This is a genomic window from Streptomyces marianii, from assembly GCF_005795905.1.
Lineage (GTDB): Bacteria > Actinomycetota > Actinomycetes > Streptomycetales > Streptomycetaceae > Streptomyces > Streptomyces marianii.
The window spans coordinates 215,140-230,626 of record NZ_VAWE01000001.1; the positions used below are offsets into that span (position 1 = coordinate 215,140).

General features: G+C 69.3%; 13 protein-coding genes and 1 pseudogene. 6 read left to right on the forward strand and 8 right to left on the reverse strand.

Annotated elements, in window-relative coordinates; all coding sequences use genetic code 11:
- Positions 1 to 563 precede the first annotated feature (563 nt).
- The 3 genes and pseudogenes from FEF34_RS41900 to FEF34_RS00950 all read right to left on the reverse strand — a co-directional run bounded on the left by FEF34_RS41900 (position 564) and on the right by FEF34_RS00950 (position 1,995).
- Entirely contained in the window at positions 564 to 803 is a 240-nt protein-coding gene (locus FEF34_RS41900) for a hypothetical protein (protein WP_199800628.1), read from the reverse strand.
- Positions 804 to 936: 133 nt separating this feature from the next.
- A pseudogene (locus FEF34_RS00945) lies at positions 937 to 1,680 on the reverse strand (sporulation protein); the annotation flags it as partial.
- 96 nt (positions 1,681 to 1,776) lie between these two features.
- Positions 1,777 to 1,995 carry a hypothetical protein gene (locus FEF34_RS00950; RefSeq protein ID WP_138051433.1) on the reverse strand — a complete coding sequence of 73 codons (219 nt, stop codon included), beginning with the start codon at positions 1,993 to 1,995 and terminating at the stop codon, positions 1,777 to 1,779.
- A 1,180-nt stretch (positions 1,996 to 3,175) separates the two neighbouring features.
- On the opposite strand from FEF34_RS00950, the gene FEF34_RS00955 reads away from it, so the two are divergent.
- Positions 3,176 to 4,963, forward strand: coding sequence for a tetratricopeptide repeat protein (locus FEF34_RS00955; RefSeq protein ID WP_138051434.1), 1,788 nt, complete (start codon positions 3,176 to 3,178; stop codon positions 4,961 to 4,963).
- Complete coding sequence (locus FEF34_RS00960) at positions 4,935 to 5,408, forward strand: CHAT domain-containing protein (protein ID WP_325063609.1); 474 nt, start codon at positions 4,935 to 4,937, stop codon at positions 5,406 to 5,408. Before FEF34_RS00955 ends, FEF34_RS00960 begins: the two co-directional genes overlap by 29 nt.
- A gap of 250 nt (positions 5,409 to 5,658) precedes the next feature.
- On the opposite strand, the gene FEF34_RS00965 is transcribed toward FEF34_RS00960, so the two are convergent.
- Positions 5,659 to 7,209 carry an MFS transporter gene (locus FEF34_RS00965; RefSeq protein WP_138051436.1) on the reverse strand — a complete coding sequence of 517 codons (1,551 nt, stop codon included), beginning with the start codon at positions 7,207 to 7,209 and terminating at the stop codon, positions 5,659 to 5,661.
- Between the two features lie 82 nt (positions 7,210 to 7,291).
- Between FEF34_RS00965 and FEF34_RS00970 the strand changes: the two genes are divergently transcribed.
- The 3 genes from FEF34_RS00970 (at position 7,292) to FEF34_RS43580 (ending at position 9,123) form a co-directional block, all read left to right on the forward strand.
- Positions 7,292 to 7,717: a MarR family winged helix-turn-helix transcriptional regulator gene (locus tag FEF34_RS00970; RefSeq protein ID WP_234042195.1), complete on the forward strand. Its 426-nt coding sequence runs from the start codon at positions 7,292 to 7,294 to the stop codon at positions 7,715 to 7,717.
- Positions 7,718 to 7,920: 203 nt separating this feature from the next.
- Positions 7,921 to 8,769, forward strand: coding sequence for an alpha/beta fold hydrolase (locus FEF34_RS00975; RefSeq protein WP_234042196.1), 849 nt, complete (start codon positions 7,921 to 7,923; stop codon positions 8,767 to 8,769).
- Positions 8,770 to 8,778: 9 nt separating this feature from the next.
- Positions 8,779 to 9,123 carry a transposase gene (locus tag FEF34_RS43580; protein ID WP_267905168.1) on the forward strand — a complete coding sequence of 115 codons (345 nt, stop codon included), beginning with the start codon at positions 8,779 to 8,781 and terminating at the stop codon, positions 9,121 to 9,123.
- Between the two features lie 69 nt (positions 9,124 to 9,192).
- Here the strand turns inward: FEF34_RS43580 and FEF34_RS00985 are convergent, their stop codons facing one another.
- Entirely contained in the window at positions 9,193 to 9,654 is a 462-nt protein-coding gene (locus tag FEF34_RS00985; protein WP_138051439.1) for a winged helix-turn-helix transcriptional regulator, read from the reverse strand.
- Positions 9,655 to 9,735: 81 nt separating this feature from the next.
- Between FEF34_RS00985 and FEF34_RS00990 the strand changes: the two genes are divergently transcribed.
- A complete protein-coding gene (locus tag FEF34_RS00990; protein WP_171052771.1) occupies positions 9,736 to 10,521 on the forward strand; it encodes an enoyl-CoA hydratase/isomerase family protein in 786 nt (261 codons plus the stop codon).
- Between the two features lie 318 nt (positions 10,522 to 10,839).
- Here the strand turns inward: FEF34_RS00990 and FEF34_RS00995 are convergent, their stop codons facing one another.
- Genes FEF34_RS00995 through FEF34_RS01005 form a run of 3 tightly spaced genes read right to left on the reverse strand, consistent with a single transcriptional unit; the run spans position 10,840 to position 14,626 of the window.
- The gene (locus FEF34_RS00995; RefSeq protein WP_407698245.1) at positions 10,840 to 11,622 is read right to left on the reverse strand and encodes an enoyl-CoA hydratase-related protein; all 783 of its coding nucleotides are present in this window, start codon (positions 11,620 to 11,622) and stop codon (positions 10,840 to 10,842) included.
- Between the two features lie 23 nt (positions 11,623 to 11,645).
- Entirely contained in the window at positions 11,646 to 12,974 is a 1,329-nt protein-coding gene (locus FEF34_RS01000) for a ferredoxin reductase domain-containing protein (protein WP_407698246.1), read from the reverse strand.
- Positions 12,971 to 14,626, reverse strand: a complete 1,656-nt coding sequence (locus FEF34_RS01005; RefSeq protein ID WP_138051441.1) for an amino acid adenylation domain-containing protein — start codon at positions 14,624 to 14,626, stop codon at positions 12,971 to 12,973. Before FEF34_RS01005 ends, FEF34_RS01000 begins: the two co-directional genes overlap by 4 nt.
- Between the last annotated feature and the right edge of the window lie 861 nt (positions 14,627 to 15,487).

Here is a 15,487-nt window from a genome sequence, read left to right on the forward strand (position 1 = left end):
GCCTTTTTTGCGTTTCAACCGTCCGCGGGACACTCCGGAAGTACTCACGGACCTCCGCGCAGCGGCCGGGGCGGACGGAGCCAGGCCATCGGTGTATCTGGTGCTTCCCCAACCTGCCTGCGCAGGAGATCAGTTGGGGTGACAACACAGCGAAGCCCCTGGCAGATGGGTTTTCGACCAAGAAGAACCGTCTCCCCCAGAGGCTTCGACGCCCACCGACACGGCACTGACATCCTGATCCGCGCCGACAGCGCCCGCCCCCCGATACCCCCCTCGCCCACGTCGTTCGTGACGTGGGGAAACGGGGAATCCGCGCCTTCTTCTCGGTCGGGTACGCCATCACCGAGCCGACCCGCCGCGCTGTCCGGGCCATGCCCGGACAGCCTCTGGCATCCCGCCCTGGACCAAGACGGAACACTGCGTGACGGCGCTGAGGCCGCCGAGCTGACAGGCATGGTCGATCTGGACGGCTATCCGGCCGGCACCCGCAGCATCGTGCGCCGCGAGCGACCGCACCCCGGTACCCAGCTGTCCCTGTTCGACCAAGACGAGGACCTTCGCCATCAGGTGACCGCGACCACACCGACGGACACCGGCATCCCCAGGGCGATGATGACCAGCGCCGCGACCAGCAAGGGCTGGCCGATCCTGGCGATCGGCAGCGGCCCGAACCGTCTGACCAGTCGGCCCGCGATGGGCGAGAGCAGCATGATGTTGAAGGCGAACGGAAGGATCAGCAGTCCGGCCAGCTCTGGTGAGTAGGCCTCGACGTTCTGGAAGTACTGCGTGATGACCAGCAGCATTCCGTACGCGCTGAAGAACGCCGAGAAGAGGTGGTGATCCCCACGGCGTAGGCGCGGTGGCCGAAGAGGCGGACGTCCATCATCGGATGCGGATTGCGGTACTCGTACCAGCAGAAGGCGACCACCCCCGCCGCCCGTCGACGATCGCGTTCCAGTTCTGGTGCGCGACCCCGTCGTGGGGGACCGTGAACCGGGTGATGGCGTCGTGGCCCTCGGAGAAGAAACCGCTGCGCTTGTCCGCCTCCAGCACCACTTCCAGGCCGCCGGGGCTTGCGAGGAAGGTCACCTCGATCTCGTTGACCTGCTGCGCATACTGCGGCGCAGGGGCGAGCTCGATCTCCTGGTAGAAGGGGAGCTGCTGTCCGGTGCCGGAGATACGGCCGTACTCCAGATCGGCGGACTTGAAGCCGAAGCCGAGCTGGCCGAGCGCTTCGAGGATCGCCTCCTGGACCGGCAGCGGGCCCACCGCCACCTGGTCGAGGTCGCCCTTGTCCTTCGCACCGGCCACCGCCAGCTCCGTGCGCACAGAGAGGACGATTCCCAGGCTCTGCCCATACAGCTCGCTGATCGGGGTTTCCCACGGAAGCGTCACGGTGAAGGGGACGCTCCGCACCTCGCCTGCCGCCAACCGGAAGCCGCCGCACACCGTGAACCGATCGAAGGCGACGGCGCCTTCACTTTCCCCCTCCTCGTGCTCGGCCTCGACCCGAGCCACCAGTTCCAGGGAGACATGCTCGATGTCGAAGTCGTTGTCCCCGCCCTTGAGATGGATCTGATCGGACAGGCCGCCCCCGGGAACGGTCGTGCCGGGGGCGAGGACCGTGTCGACCGTGGGGCCGCCCGCGCCGAGCGATCCGAGCAGTCGTTTGAACGCCATCGTGGCGTCCGCTCCGTCAATCCTACTTGTGCTTAGTGAGAGCGGTGCCGTGCGCCCGTGCACGCGTCACGGCGCCACGCACATGCGACCGGCGGGCTACTTGGCAGCGGCGAGGGCTGCCAGTGCCTGTGCCCAGCGGACGTACTTCAATTCGGCCAGGTCCGCGACGGTCTTGACCCCGAACGCTTCCTGCAGCAGCTCTCCGTCGCGGTCGGAGACCCCTTTCAGCGCGCCTACTGGTGCTGCCAGGACCTCGGACAGGCTCTTGTCGGCCCACGCCTTGTCGAGCACCTTGTTCAGGTCTACCGAAGCCATGCGTCCTCTTTCGTCATGAGAGCAGGTGAGAGGCGGGCGCCGCGGGGGAACAACCCCTGGCAGCAACACGCTCCCTCTACAGACTCGTAGAAGCATATGGCTGCCGATGCCGCTCCAAGGCATGTACCGCGGGTTACGGCGGGAAAGTCTGAAAACCGTCCCCCAGCGAGACTGGCCAGGGTCTTGACCTCCGCACTTTGCCTGTCTTTTGCGATAGTGGCACCCGGCCGGGCTCTTTTTCGTTGTACCAGGTGATCCACTGGATGATGGCGCGTTCGGCCTGGTCGAGGTCCTTCCAGGGGCCCTGCCGTAGGAGCGTTCGAGGGCGTCCAACGTTCCCTGCTCGAGTCCGACGACGACGTCGGACACCAGCGTGTGCAGCGCAGCAACAGCCCCCGTCGAACGCGTTCGGCGACTGCTTCGTGCGCAGTGAGGCGCTGTGATTCGAGTGGGGGGTGAGAGACCACCACCGCCGGGCGGTCGCAGCGCTCCGGCAGGAGCTGAGGACGGCCTGTCCGAGGAGACGCCGGGTCGGGTGGAAGCAGTCCCGACCAAGCCGGGGTGCGGCAGAACTGCCAGATGTCGTGGGTCCGGTGAGCGGGTCGGAGAGGAGTACGAGAGGAACCGATGCCATAACGCCCCTCAACACTCGTACTGGCTCGAACCTGGTGGACGTGGGACGGGAACGGCGCGTTCCCGTTCGTCGAGGACGGGGAACTCCCGGAGGTCGTGAGGCCGGCGACCGGGAGACTGCGGGAAAGGTCTGCGGCCTACTCGCAGCGAGGCCGTTGAGGCAGAGTCGGCTCCTCCTCCGACGAGCGAATCACAGTGAACACGGGAACCGTCCCTGGTCCGCCCGCTGCCGTGTGTCCAGCACGGTGGAACGCTGGGTCCATCGTCGGCCGAGCGGGGCGGAGCCGCCGTAGTACTCCGAGCCGGGGAGAGCCCGGTGCATGGGGAAAGGAGGTCGCGGCGGCCTCGAGCAGGGCCTTTCGGCTGCCCTCGATGAGCACATAAGCCCGCGCGGCCCGAGCCTGCCGACACGCGTCGTGGAAGCCGCTGGCCCAGGCATTCCTGTCGCCGCCCGGTGGACGCGATCGCTGGCCGGCGCCGTCCCGCGCAGGCCGCGGCGCCACCGCCCGGAGGCCTTCCTCCTGATCGGATCGATACAGGGGGACCCATGGGCTGGGCCGGTCGGGTGCAGGAGGCCGAGCGTCGACTGGAGGAGGGCGAGCTCGACGACGCAATCGACCGCTTCGAGGCCGTCCTGCGGGAGGACGACCTCGAGAGCGCAGGTGTCGATCAGGAGATCGACATCCGGCGGAGCCTGGCCCGGCTCCACAAGACCGAGGACGACCATCCGAAAGCCCGAGCGGCCCTCGACGCCGCGCTGAGCAGGCTGCGGTCCCATCCCGGTGCCTCCCGGGCCGAGGCGCTCGTACTGGTGGACATCGCCTCGCTCCAGCGGGAGGGAGGCGACAACACCGCAGCGCAGGGGACGCTCTCGCGGGCTCTGGCCACGCCCGATCCCCTGGACGACGAGGTGTTGGCCGCCCTCCACGTCGAGCGCGGCATCGTGCACAAGGACCTTGGCCGGCTGAGCGACGCTCGTGGAGACCTCGAGGAGGGCCTGCGACTGGCGGAGCGTGCCCGGCTGACCGGTCTGGCCGGGCACGCCAGGACAGGTCTGGGACTGCTCGCCGTACTGCTCAACGACCTCAAGGCAGCCGAGCGGCACTACCGCGCCGCCCGCCGCGCGTACCGGTCCATCCCCGACGCCGACAACGAGTCGATCATCTGGCACAACCTCGGTGTCCTGTACGACAAGCAGGACCGTCCCGCCGACGCGCTGCGGTGCTACCGCAAGGCCCTGGAGATGGACGCGGCACTGGATTCCGGAGTGGGCGTCGCGGAGAACCTCTCCGCGATGGCGTCGCTGCTGCAGGCCCTCGGGCGGGCAGCCGATGCGCGCGCCCTGCACCTACGGGATCTGGAGCTGTACACCGGGGCCGAGCACAAGCGGGGCGCCGTGACCGCTCTCGTGAACCTGGCGATCGTGGCCAGGCAGGCGGGCGAGCCGGTCGAGGACCACCTGCGCGAGGCCCTGCGGCTCGCCGAGGAGGTGGGCAACCCACGCGATGTCGCCGACGTCCGGTTCGTGTGGGGCGACTGTCATCTCGTGGACGGACGGATGACCGATGCCTTCGCACAGTACCTGGAGGCGGAGCGGGTCCAATCCGGACTGCGCGCCATGCTGAGTGAACAGGACGCGCTGAGCTATTTCGACGAGTCGCGCGGCGACGAGGTGCTGGACAGGCTGGTACGGCGGTCCGCCGACGCGGGAGACACCCGCCGCGCCCTGATGTGCGCCGAAGCCGCCAAGGGCAGGGAGCTGATCCGCCGCCTGGCCGGGTCCGCAGCCACCGACGGCACGGATGGTCAACTGCGTGCGGCGGACCCCGAACTGGCCCTCTTCACGGCGGACGAAGGCGCGTGGTACGAGCAGGTGACCGCCCTACTGCAGCACCACGGCAGCGAGGGCCGTCCCTGCCACCTTGTGGAGTTCCACCTCGCCGAGAACACCGCCGTGGTGTTCGTCCTCACCGCGCATGATGCCGAACCCAGCGCGGCTCCGGTCAGCATCGACCGCGCGCTGATCAGGGACGTCACACGGCAATGGTCCCGTGACGGCACCGTTCGGGGAGAGCGGCGTGAGGAATGGCTTCAGCTGACGGCTCCGCCACTGGAACCGCTCGTGGACCGGATTCCCCCCGGCGAACGAATCGTCCTGGTCCCGCACGACGCGCTCCATCGCGTACCGCTCCACGCCGTGCCGCTGCAGGGGACACCACTGGGCATCCGCAACCCGGTCACCTACGCCCCCAGCATCCGTGCTGGAACACATCCGGCAGCGCGCGCACAGTACCGGCGACTCCCTGGTGATCGACACCTCGGGCCACTCCGGTGACCTCGTCTTCGCCTCCGAGCAGGCCCTGAGCGTCACCGAGACGCTGACCGGCGCGGGCCATCGGGTCACCACACTGCCCGCGTCGGATACCGCCCGAAGGCCGCCGGGCCGCCGAGCGGTGCTCGCCGCACTGCGGAGGGTGGACGGGCCTCGCATCCTGCACATCGCCGGACACGGACGGTTCGATCCGCAGCACCCCATGAAGTCCGGCATCCCGCTGGGCCGACAGTCGCTCACCGCACGCGATTTCTCGGAACTGAGGCTGCGCTGTGAGCTGGTGACGGTGGGAACCCGCGAGAGCGGCATGGCGGATCGGCGCCCGAACTCCTCGGCCTCGCACGCGCCCTGGTCATCGCCGCCTGGAGCGACCGGTGAGCTGGGCAACGGAACTCGCCCAGTGGCGACAGCTCGGGAAAGTGTGGCTGCAGGGCTCTCCCGAAGCTGATCGAGGAGCCCGGGAACTGCGCTATCCGGAACGGCCTTGCCCACCCTGCCCCGTGTGCCACCCCACTCAGTCCGGGAACCCGGCCTCGACCCCGTGACATGGTGCCTCCACGCCGACGGCCTCGAACCGGCGCGGCTGGTCGGCGAGTTCGGCGGGTGCCGGCGGTCCGACTACCTCAGCGCCGCGCCCGACGCCGAATACGAGTCCGCGTACGCCCTGCGGCAGCTGGTGACATGGCGAGCCGGTACGCTCAGGAGGCGACGCCCGTGGGCTCGGAGGCGCCCTCGTCGGCACCCGGCGCGGTGGCCTTCTCCTCCGTGGGCGAAACGATCGACGGCCACGGGGAACGGCGGGTGGCCAGGGCGATAGCCACGACGAGGACGAGGGCGAAGGCCAGGCCGGCGAGGGCGAAGCTCAGGGTGTACCGGCTCTCGGTGGGCAATGCGGGAACCCCGGGTGGCAGGTTGTCGATCGTCTGCGAGGCCAGCAGCGAGGTGATCACGGCGCTGCCGATGGCGCTGCCCGCGGAACGGGAGATGGAGTTGATGCCGTTCGCGATGCCGGACTGGTGGGGCGGAACACCCATGACGATCAGGGCTGGCATCGCGGCGTAGCCGAAGCTGGCGGCGAGGCCGACCAGCATGCCGGCCACGATCACCCATGCCGTGCTGTCGTGTGCGAGGGTCAGCCAAGCGAATCCGATGAAGCCGAAGCAGGCGCTCGCGGCGAGGGTGCCGGGTGCGCCGAGGCGGCGCACCAGCGTTCCGCCGAATTGGGCGCCGATCAGCGAGACGAGTGCGGCGGGCAGCAGGTATACGACGGAAGCGTCGAGCACTGAGGCGCCGAAGCCGTAGCCGGCTATGTCGCCGGGAGTCTGGACGAGGTAGGAGACGCCGATGAACAGGAAGAACAGGGCGAATCCGACGAGCAGTCCGGCGATGTTGGAGAACAGCACCGGACGATGGACGAACATCCGCATGTCGACCATGGGTTCACGGACCGTCCGCTCGATGACGACCCAGACGACGGCGGTGACGGCGGCTCCGGCGAACAGCGTGAGCGTGCGTGCGGAGGTCCATCCCCATGCGTGCCCCTGCGAGATGGGCAGCAGCAACTGGACGAGCGTCAGGGCGAGGACTGCGGCACCGGGCCAGTCGGTGCGTCCGCCGGTCCGGTTCCGGGAGTCGGGTACGACGACGGCGACAGCGGCGAGGGCGACGACGGCCAGTGCGGTCGCCATCCAGAAGACCCGGTGGTAGTCGGGATCGGCACCCTGAGTGAGGAGCCCGGCACCCACCAGCGCAAGGCCGCTGCCGAACGCCAGCGTTCCGCTGACCAGGGACATGGCGCCGGGCAGCCGGGCCGGCTCGACCTCCTCACGCAGAACGGTCAGCGCGAGGGGGAAGATCGCCGTGGCGGCGCCCTGGAGCACGCGAGCGAGGATCAGCAGGGGCAGGGAACTGGTGGCGGCGGCGAGGACGGATCCGGCGACCATCAGCACCAGCACGCCGATCAAGGTCGGTTTCACCCCGCGTTGGTCACCAAGGCGGCCGAAGAGCGGGGTGAAGACCGCGGCGGACAGCAGTGTCGCGGTGGTGACCCAACTGACTCCCGCGGTGGTGGTGCCCAGCTCACTCTGGATGGTGCCGAGGATCGGGACCACCAGCGTCTGCATCATGGACACGACCATGGCCGCGAGGCCGAGGGTCAGGACGAGGCCGCGGCGCTTCTGCGCGACGGGGAGCGAGGGTGTCACGGGCTTCTCTCTGGCCGGATCGGTCACCGATGCGGGCGCCCGCATCGGTGGCAGTAGTGGTAAAGAACCGCAATGAAGGTAGTTGCCAAAAGTTGAAGAAGTCAAGTTTTCGCGGTAGCCTCGCCCGATGCAGGCCAACCTCACCACTCCGACCAAATGGCAGCTCATGGAACTGCTCACCCACTCGCTGAGTGAGCACTACGCCGACTTCTCCGCAGCCGCCGGCAGTGCGGGCCTCACGGCCATGCAGGCCAAGTCCCTCACGGTGCTGCGCGGTGCGCCCACCTCGATGCGCTCACTCGCGGCCGCCCTGACGTGCGACGCCTCCAATGTGACCGGAATCATCGACCGGCTGGAGAAACGCGATCTGGTGCGCCGCGCGGTCAGCCCCACCGACCGCAGGGTGAAGAACCTCGTCCTCACCGAGGATGGCGAGAAGGCCATCGACATGATCCGGGAGCGGATGGAGCACGTGCAGACCGGCCTGGACAGACTGTCCGAGGAGGAGCGCACCGAGCTCTTCCGGCTGCTGACGGCCGTCTTCCCGCAGTGACGGAAGAACAGACCCAGACGGCCCTCGCCAACCGCCGCAGCAACGAGGCCCGGGGAAATCCCGTCCCTCGTCGGTCCGGACCGGAGCCCCGACCCGAGACCGATTGAGCTACGCCACCCACCTACTGGACCTGACAAGCAGGCTTCCCAACCGGTTCGCGGCGTTCTGATCGACGCTACGCCCAGATGGAAAGGCGCTCCCCCGTGCCCATCGTGACCCGCACCCGACTGACGGTCGGCCCCCACACCTTCGACGCCCTGATCTCCGGCCCCGCCGACGGTGAACTCGTCCTGCTCCTGCACGGCTTCCCCGAGTTCGCCGACTGCTGGACCGAAGAAATCCACGCCCTCGCCGAAGCCGGCTACCAGGCCGTCGCCGTGGACCAGCGCGGCTACTCCCCCGACGCCCGCCCCGAGGCGATCGAGGAGTACACCATCGACAAGCTGATCGCGGACGTACTCGGCGTCGCGGACGCTCTCGGTGCGGAGCGCTTCCATCTGGTCGGACACGATTGGGGCGGCATGGTGGCCTGGACACTGGCCTCCGCCCACCCCGAGCGGCTGCACACCCTTTCCGTTCTCTCCACGCCTCACCCCCAGGCCTTCTACCGTGCCCTGAACGGCGGCGGCGACCAGCGGGAACGCTCCCAGTACGTCCGGCACTTCCGCCTCCCCGGCCACGTTGCCGAACAGAGCCTGCTCGCGCACGACGCAGCCGGGCTCCAAGCGGTGTACCGGGGCGCGCTGTCCGAGCAGCAGACCCGGTCCAACGTCCGCAGACTCGCCGAAGGCGCGCTCACGGGCGGACTCAACTGGTACCGGGCACTCGGTGAGGACCTTCAGGTACCCGCCGGTGAGATCACCGTGCCCACCCTCTACCTGTGGGGCACCGAGGACCGGGCCTCCGGCCGCGAGGCAGCCGAGCTCACCGCGGAGTACGTCAAGGCGCCGTACCGCTTCGTCCCTCTGGAGGGCGCCCCCCACTGGCTGCCCGAGGTCAGCGCGGACGTGGTCAACCCGCCCCTCCTGGCCCACCTCGCGGGCACCAACTGACCGCTGCCGTTGAAGTTCTCCCGCCGAGCCGGACAACCTGACATCGGGGCCGATGGCCCACTGAGGACACAGTGCCAGGCAGTCAGCGAGAGCAACACGAGTGAGCGGTACCCCGCCGAGTCCAGGCGGGACGTGGTCGCACTGCCCCGCCCCTCGGGCCGGACCGTGACGGTGGTGGCCCGGGAGCTCGGCGTGAGTCCGAAGAGCCTTCGGAACCGGGTCCGCCAGGATGACACCGGCCGAGACGAGAACCCGGCCGGCGCGTTGACCTCGTCGGAGAAGAACGAGCGGCGGCGGCTTCGTCGGCAGAACCGCGAACAGGGCCTTGAGCGGGGCGGGCTGACCGCTGCCTGAACCACGGCGCGACGTGCCCTCGTCCGGGAGGGGTGGCACGGACGAACTCACCCGCGTGGCGGTCTCCGTCTACTGCTCCGCAAGGGCTCCCGGGCCGGGCAGAGGGGCGACGTCCCTCGCCGTCAGGTCCTGACCGCAATGGTTGCAGACGTGGCGGATCTCCGCTGCCCCCCCGCAGTCGCGGTGCCGGTACACAACGGGTGCACCGTCAGGAGCCATATACCTGTCCCCCCATGTACGCAGCGCCATGAGCACCGGATACAGGTCCAGCCCCTTCTCGGTCAGCCGGTATTCCTCCCGCGTCCGCCGAGCGTCCCGGTACGCCCGGCGTTCGAGGATCCCCGCCTCGACGAGGGCACCGAGACGTTGCGAGAGCAAGGTGCGACTGACGCGGAGACTGGACCTGAAGTCCTCGAAACGGCGGACTCCGAGAAACGCCTGCCGCAGCACGATCAGTGTCCACCTGTCCCCGAGCAGCGCCACGGAACGCGCGATGGAGCACGACTCCGTGCCGATGTCAGTGGATCGCATGACCTCGATGCTACCCCTTGCGTCCCAAAACCAGACCCAGCTATAACTGAGTCCGGTTTCAGGACTCAGAATGGAGATCACGTGAAGGTGCACTTCGAGCAGAGCGGTGACATCGGCCGGATCGTCCTCGACGACGGCCCCCTCAACCTCCTCGGTCCCGAGCTGGTCGCCGATCTCACCAAGGCGGTCGCGGCGGCCGAGAAGGCGGTCTCGGCCAACACGCCCATGCGTGCCCTCCTGGTGAGCAGCGATGGCGAGCACTTCTCGGCGGGTGCGGACGTCCGGGTCTTCCAGGGGCTCTCCGCCGAGCAAGCGCAGGCAGCCATCCTGGAGAATCTGCCGGCGTTCACCCGCCTCGAGCGGCTTCCGGTGCCCACGCTTGCGACGGTCAACGGGCTCTGCCTGGCCGGCGGGATGGAACTCGCCCTGAGCTGCGACATGATCTGGGCCGCCGAGGCCGCCCAGTTCGGCCTGATCGAGGCCACCATCGGCGGATTCCCTTTCGCCGGAGGAGCCCAACGCCTGGCCGCTCGCGTCGGCGTCGCCCGGGCGAGGGAGGCCGTCTACGGCGGGACCGTCTATCCAGCCTCCCGCATGTACGAATGGGGCGTCGTCAACCGAGTCCTCCCCCAGGAAGACCTGCAGGAGAAGGCACTGCGCTACGTCCATCGGATTGCGGCGGGTCCCACCAGGGCCCTCGCCGCCGCCAAACAACTCATCAGCCTCACCACCGACGGCGGTGTCGGCGCAGCGGACACCGCCATGCCCGCACTCGCCGGCGAGATCGTCGCCTCCCAGGACCTGCAGGAAGGTGCGGCATCCCTCCTGGCTCACGGCCCCGGCCACGCGACCTTCGCGGGACGCTGAACCAGCTCCCCGGGCACCGGCACGACGCACCCATGCGGGGCCCGGTCCCAGGCGGCGACCCTACAGGCTTGCTCGCCGAGCTCCACGACCAGCTGCGCGGCAAAGTGCGCCAGAAGGAAGGCCGTTCGCCAGTGGCTCTACAACGCCCGCAGACGCCACAGCGCCCTCGACTACTCCTCACCAGCCGAATTCGAACACCAACAGCAGACAGCACATGCACTCACACTCGCAGTATGAACCTCCGTGTCCACACTCCGGGGGGACGCCGACGCCTCACTGTTCCGGTGCCCGGCCGGCGCGGGCACCCTGAGAGGCTCGTCAGCGCCCGGTGAACGTGGGCGGGCGCTTCTGCAGGAATGCCTGCATGCCTTCCTTCTGGTCCTCGGTCGCGAACAGGGCGTGGAAGGAGCGGCGCTCGAACCGGAGCCCGTGACTGAGTCCTACCTCCAGGGACTGGTCCACGGCCTCGCGGGCCGCGCGCACCGCGGCGCGGCCCAGGCCGGCTACGGTGGCGGCGATCGCTGCGGCCTCTCTTGTGAGATCGTTTGTCGGCACCACCCGGGAGACCAGGCCGGCGCGTTCGGCTTCCTCGGCGCTCATCCGACGCCCCGTGAGGATGAGGTCCATGGCCTTGGCCCGGCCCACCAGACGCGTCAGCCGCTGCGTCCCGCCGATCCCGGGCATGACACCGAGCAGGACTTCGGGCTGCCCGAACACCGCGCGGTCGGAGGCGACGACGATGTCGCACATCATCGCCAGTTCGCAGCCGCCACCCAGGGCGTAGCCGTCGACTGCGGCAACCTTCGGGGTCTTCAGGGCGGCGAATTCCTCCCACCGGGCGAAATAGTCCTCCTTGGCCATGTCGGGGGCCGAGCGATCGGCCATCTCCGCGATGTCCGCGCCCGCGGCGAACACACCGTCGGACCCGGTGACGATGAAGCACCCGACCTCCGGATCTGTGTCCAACGGGGCGAGCGTGCCGAGGAGTTCGTCCAGCAGCGCGCTGCTCAGCGCGTTGCGCACGGCCGGGCGGTGCAGGCGGACGGTGACCACGGCCTCGTGTCGCTGGACGACGATGTGGTGCAGGTTTCGTTCGTTCACGGTGTACTTCTCCTCCCTGAGGCTCAGGAGTCCCAGATCGCGCCGTAGGCGGGGATGCCCAGGCGTTCCAGACCGTGGACCACTTGCCAGGTGACGTGTTTGTTGGAGATGCAGATCACGGCCTCGGCACCGCTTTCCTGCCGTGTCTCGTAGGCGAGCCGCACCATGTCCGGCTTGCCGCGTTCAGAGGTGTCCCAGACCGTGGCGTCCGGCTGTGCGGTGAGGATCTCCTCGACCAGGGCGTCGCCGTAGGTCTCCCGCGGGGACCGCGTGACCCACACCAGACGGGCGGGAACCTCGGCAGCGAGCAGGTGCGGCAGGCACGGGCCGATTCCGCTGCCGGTCGCCACGTACACCACCTTCGTGAACAGCGTCTCGACGTTCGCGACACCGGCCGTGGTGATGCCCTTGACCCAGACGTGCTCCGGGGCGTCGTCGATGAAGGAGCCGGTCCAGTCACCGGCTCGCGACACGGTCAGGCGGAAGCCGCTGCGCCCGGGAGTGGGTACGTTCGCAAACGAATGCCACTCCCAGAGCGGACGGCGGCTGATCGCCGTCGACGAGCCGGCGAACGGGGTGTGCCCGTGGTCGAAGCTCACCAGCGCCACATGGGACGACGGCCGTTCTACCGACACCGGCACCCTGCGCAGACGCAGCCACGGCAGGGCTACGCTCAACGTCACCAGCGCGAGCAACCAGGTCTGCGGAGCGGTGAGCGCGGAACGGCCGTCCCCGTGCACGAGCAGCAGCGTGTGCCACCAGAACAGCACGAGCGCCGCCCAGCCGCCGAAGCGGTGGATCCGCTCGAAGGCGTCGTGGAACCGGCCTCGCAGCGGCGGCAGGGCGGTGCCCACGAGTACGCCCAGCAGGACCGCCAGAGCGGAGGAGACGGCCAGCAGTGCCGGATCCGCGCCCGTCATGGCCAGCTGGACCAGCAGAATCGTGAACCATACGGTGCCGCACAGCGCCCCGCCCACGTGCAGGCCCCCGAAGTGGTAGACCTTGCCGAGCGTCCAGCGCAGCCGCAGTGGCCAGGAGACGGGAACCGCGGTCGCCACCCGGAACAGCGCGTTGATGACGTACTGCTGGCGGATCAGGATGGTGAGGGTCAGGTTCACCAGCACGGCGTCGGCGCACGTCCGCGGGTCGGTCCCGCCGGGCGCGGCAACTCCCGCGACGACCAGGTTGACCAGTACGACCAGGGCGATCAGCCGGTTGTAGTGCATCAGGCGCGGATGCTTGAACATGCGGCGCAGCGGCGGCAGCGGGTCCGGAAGCCCGGCCGAGGACTCCGCGGGGGCCGGGGTGTGCTGCTGACCGCGTGCCCGCGCGGGCGAGGCGGAGGCAGTCATGCGGCGCCGCCCAGCCCGGCCAGTCGGCGCAACGCGGCCTTGTCGACCTTGCCGCGGTCGGTCTGCGGCAGGTGGGACAGACGGTGCACGACGGCGGGCACGCAGTAGTAGGGCAGGGCGTCGGCGACGGCTGCGCGGGCCGCCTCCGCGTCCACCGCGGCGGGTGTCACGAAGGACATCAGGGTGCGGTCGTCGGTCTTGAGGGTCACGGCCCGTTCGCAACCGGGCACCGACTCCAGCACGGTGGAGACCGCGTCCAGTTCCACCCGGAATCCACGGACCTTGACCTGGTCGTCGGTACGTCCCAGGTGCTCCAGCTCGCCTTCGGTGGTCCAGCGGCCGAGGTCGCGGGTGCGGAACATCAGCCGTGAGCCGCCGAGAAACGGATCGGGCGCATAGCGCTGGGTGGTCAGGTCCGGCGCCGAGAGGTACCCGTCGGAGACACCGTCACCGCCCGCCCACATCTCGCCGACCTCCCCCGGGGCGCAGAGCCTTCCTCGTGGGTCGAGGATGTAGACGGTGTTGTTGGGTGTGGGGCGGCCGATCGTCAGCGACGGCGCGGTGGGACAGTGCCGTTGGAGAGTGTTCACGATGGTCGTCTCGGTCGGGCCGCAGCCGTTGTAGAAGGTGCAGCGACGCGCCCACGTGTCGGCCAGCGTGCGCGGACACGGCTCGCCCGCCACGGCCACCACGCGGACCCGTGCGCAGTCACCGGGGTCGAGCGTCGCGAGCACACTGGGCGTCGCGATGATCACGTCTGCGTCACGTACCGCCGCCGCGGTATCGGTGCCGCGCACGACCAGGGTGGCCCCGTGGACGAGGGCTCCGAGGATCTCCCACGCGGCCATGTCGAAGGCGATGTTGAGGATCTGGCCGACCCGCCAGCCAGGCCGGATCCCGAGGTCTCCCGGTGAGGTGAGCAGCAGGTTGCACACATTGCGATGGGTGACGGCGACCCCGTTGGGGCGCCCCGTCGTGCCGGACGTGAACAGGACGTAGCAGACGTCATCCGGCTGTACGGGACGCAGCGGCCGGAATCCGGGGGCGCACCGGGTCAGCGGCTCCTCGCATACCTTGTCCACGGCCACCAGTCGGGTCCCCGCGGGCACCGCCAGCCTCTCCGTGTAGGCCGAAGTGGTCAGCACCACCGTGATGCCGGCGGTCCGGACCACGTGCTCCACCTGTGCTGCTGGAGCCTGCTCCGCGTCCTGGGGCACGTACGCGGCACCGGTCTTCAGAACCGCGAGGATACCGACCAGCATCGGCAGCGACCGCCGCAGGAACAGCCCGACGCGGTCGCCGGGGCGCACGCCCTGCTCGGTGAGCAGCGCGGCGAGCCGGCATGCCTGCGCGTCCAGCTCGCCGTAGGTCAGCGACCGGCCCTCGTGCTCGGCGGCCGTGGCGTCGGGCAGGGCTGCGGCGAACTCCTCGACCGGATGGTGGATACAGGGGTGCGACGGCGCTGCGACGGGCCCCTGGCCGAACTGGTGGAGAAGCCACCCCTGATCCCTCGGCAGATGAGCCAGAAAGGCCGGATCCCACGGGGGGCGCCGGGCGGGCGGGCCGGAGGGACGATGATCACGGAGAGTGTCATCGGCGGTACGGCGCGCCTGCGACGGTATCGCGGCGCCTATGGAAAGCTGCTCGGTCATCTCGAACTCCCGGAGCGCGGAACGGTCAGAGACGCGGCAGGCGGTGGCCGTACGCGTCTGCACCAAGAACACCAGTCCGATCACTCGACAGAGGCCGGGACAGGCATCGCGTCAGACTTCCGTAAGGGCCGCGGCAGACGCCGCACATGCGGCCGAGGCGCTCCTCGGCAGTGGTCTCGTAGGCGCCCATCCCGTTCGCAGTCAGCACGGATCGCGGTCACCGACCGGGACTCGGGCCGGACTCCGCCGGCCCGTCTGCACGACCGGCATTGCCCCGTCACGCGCGTATGGGCGGACGGCGGCCACACCGAGCGGCTGGTCGACTCCCCCTGGAGGTCCTACGCGTCGCGCTGACCGTGGTCAGACGCAGCGACGACACCATCGAATCCCCCGTTCTGCCGGCGGAGGTCGTCGTGAAGGCTTCATGGGCGGGAGGGTGAACACGCCGGCGGCCTACCGTCCCAGGCTCGCCGGCGGCCCACTTGGCGGGCGCTCCGACAAAGAGCTCTTTCCATCTCACTCTGAGCTGGCCGGATGCAGGGCGAGGGGCGGTGATGCGAAGTGCTGGGCGGACAAGGCGTACCGGGGCGCCGGCGGCCGGCGCTCGGACGCCGCCAGTGGGAGCCGATCGCGCGACGGTGCTGCCGCAGACGGTGGACAGGAAGCGTAGGGCAGAACTGGACACGTCGACGCCCGACGGGTAGACAAGCATGCGAAGCCTCTGGTTGACGGTTCTCTTGGTCGAAAACTCGTCTACCAGGGGCTTCACCACATTGTCAGCCCAACCACCCCGTCCTTGGCGCAGGTTGGGAGAAGCTCATGTGCTTCCCCGCCCTCCCGGTCGACACCCGTTCGCTCCCG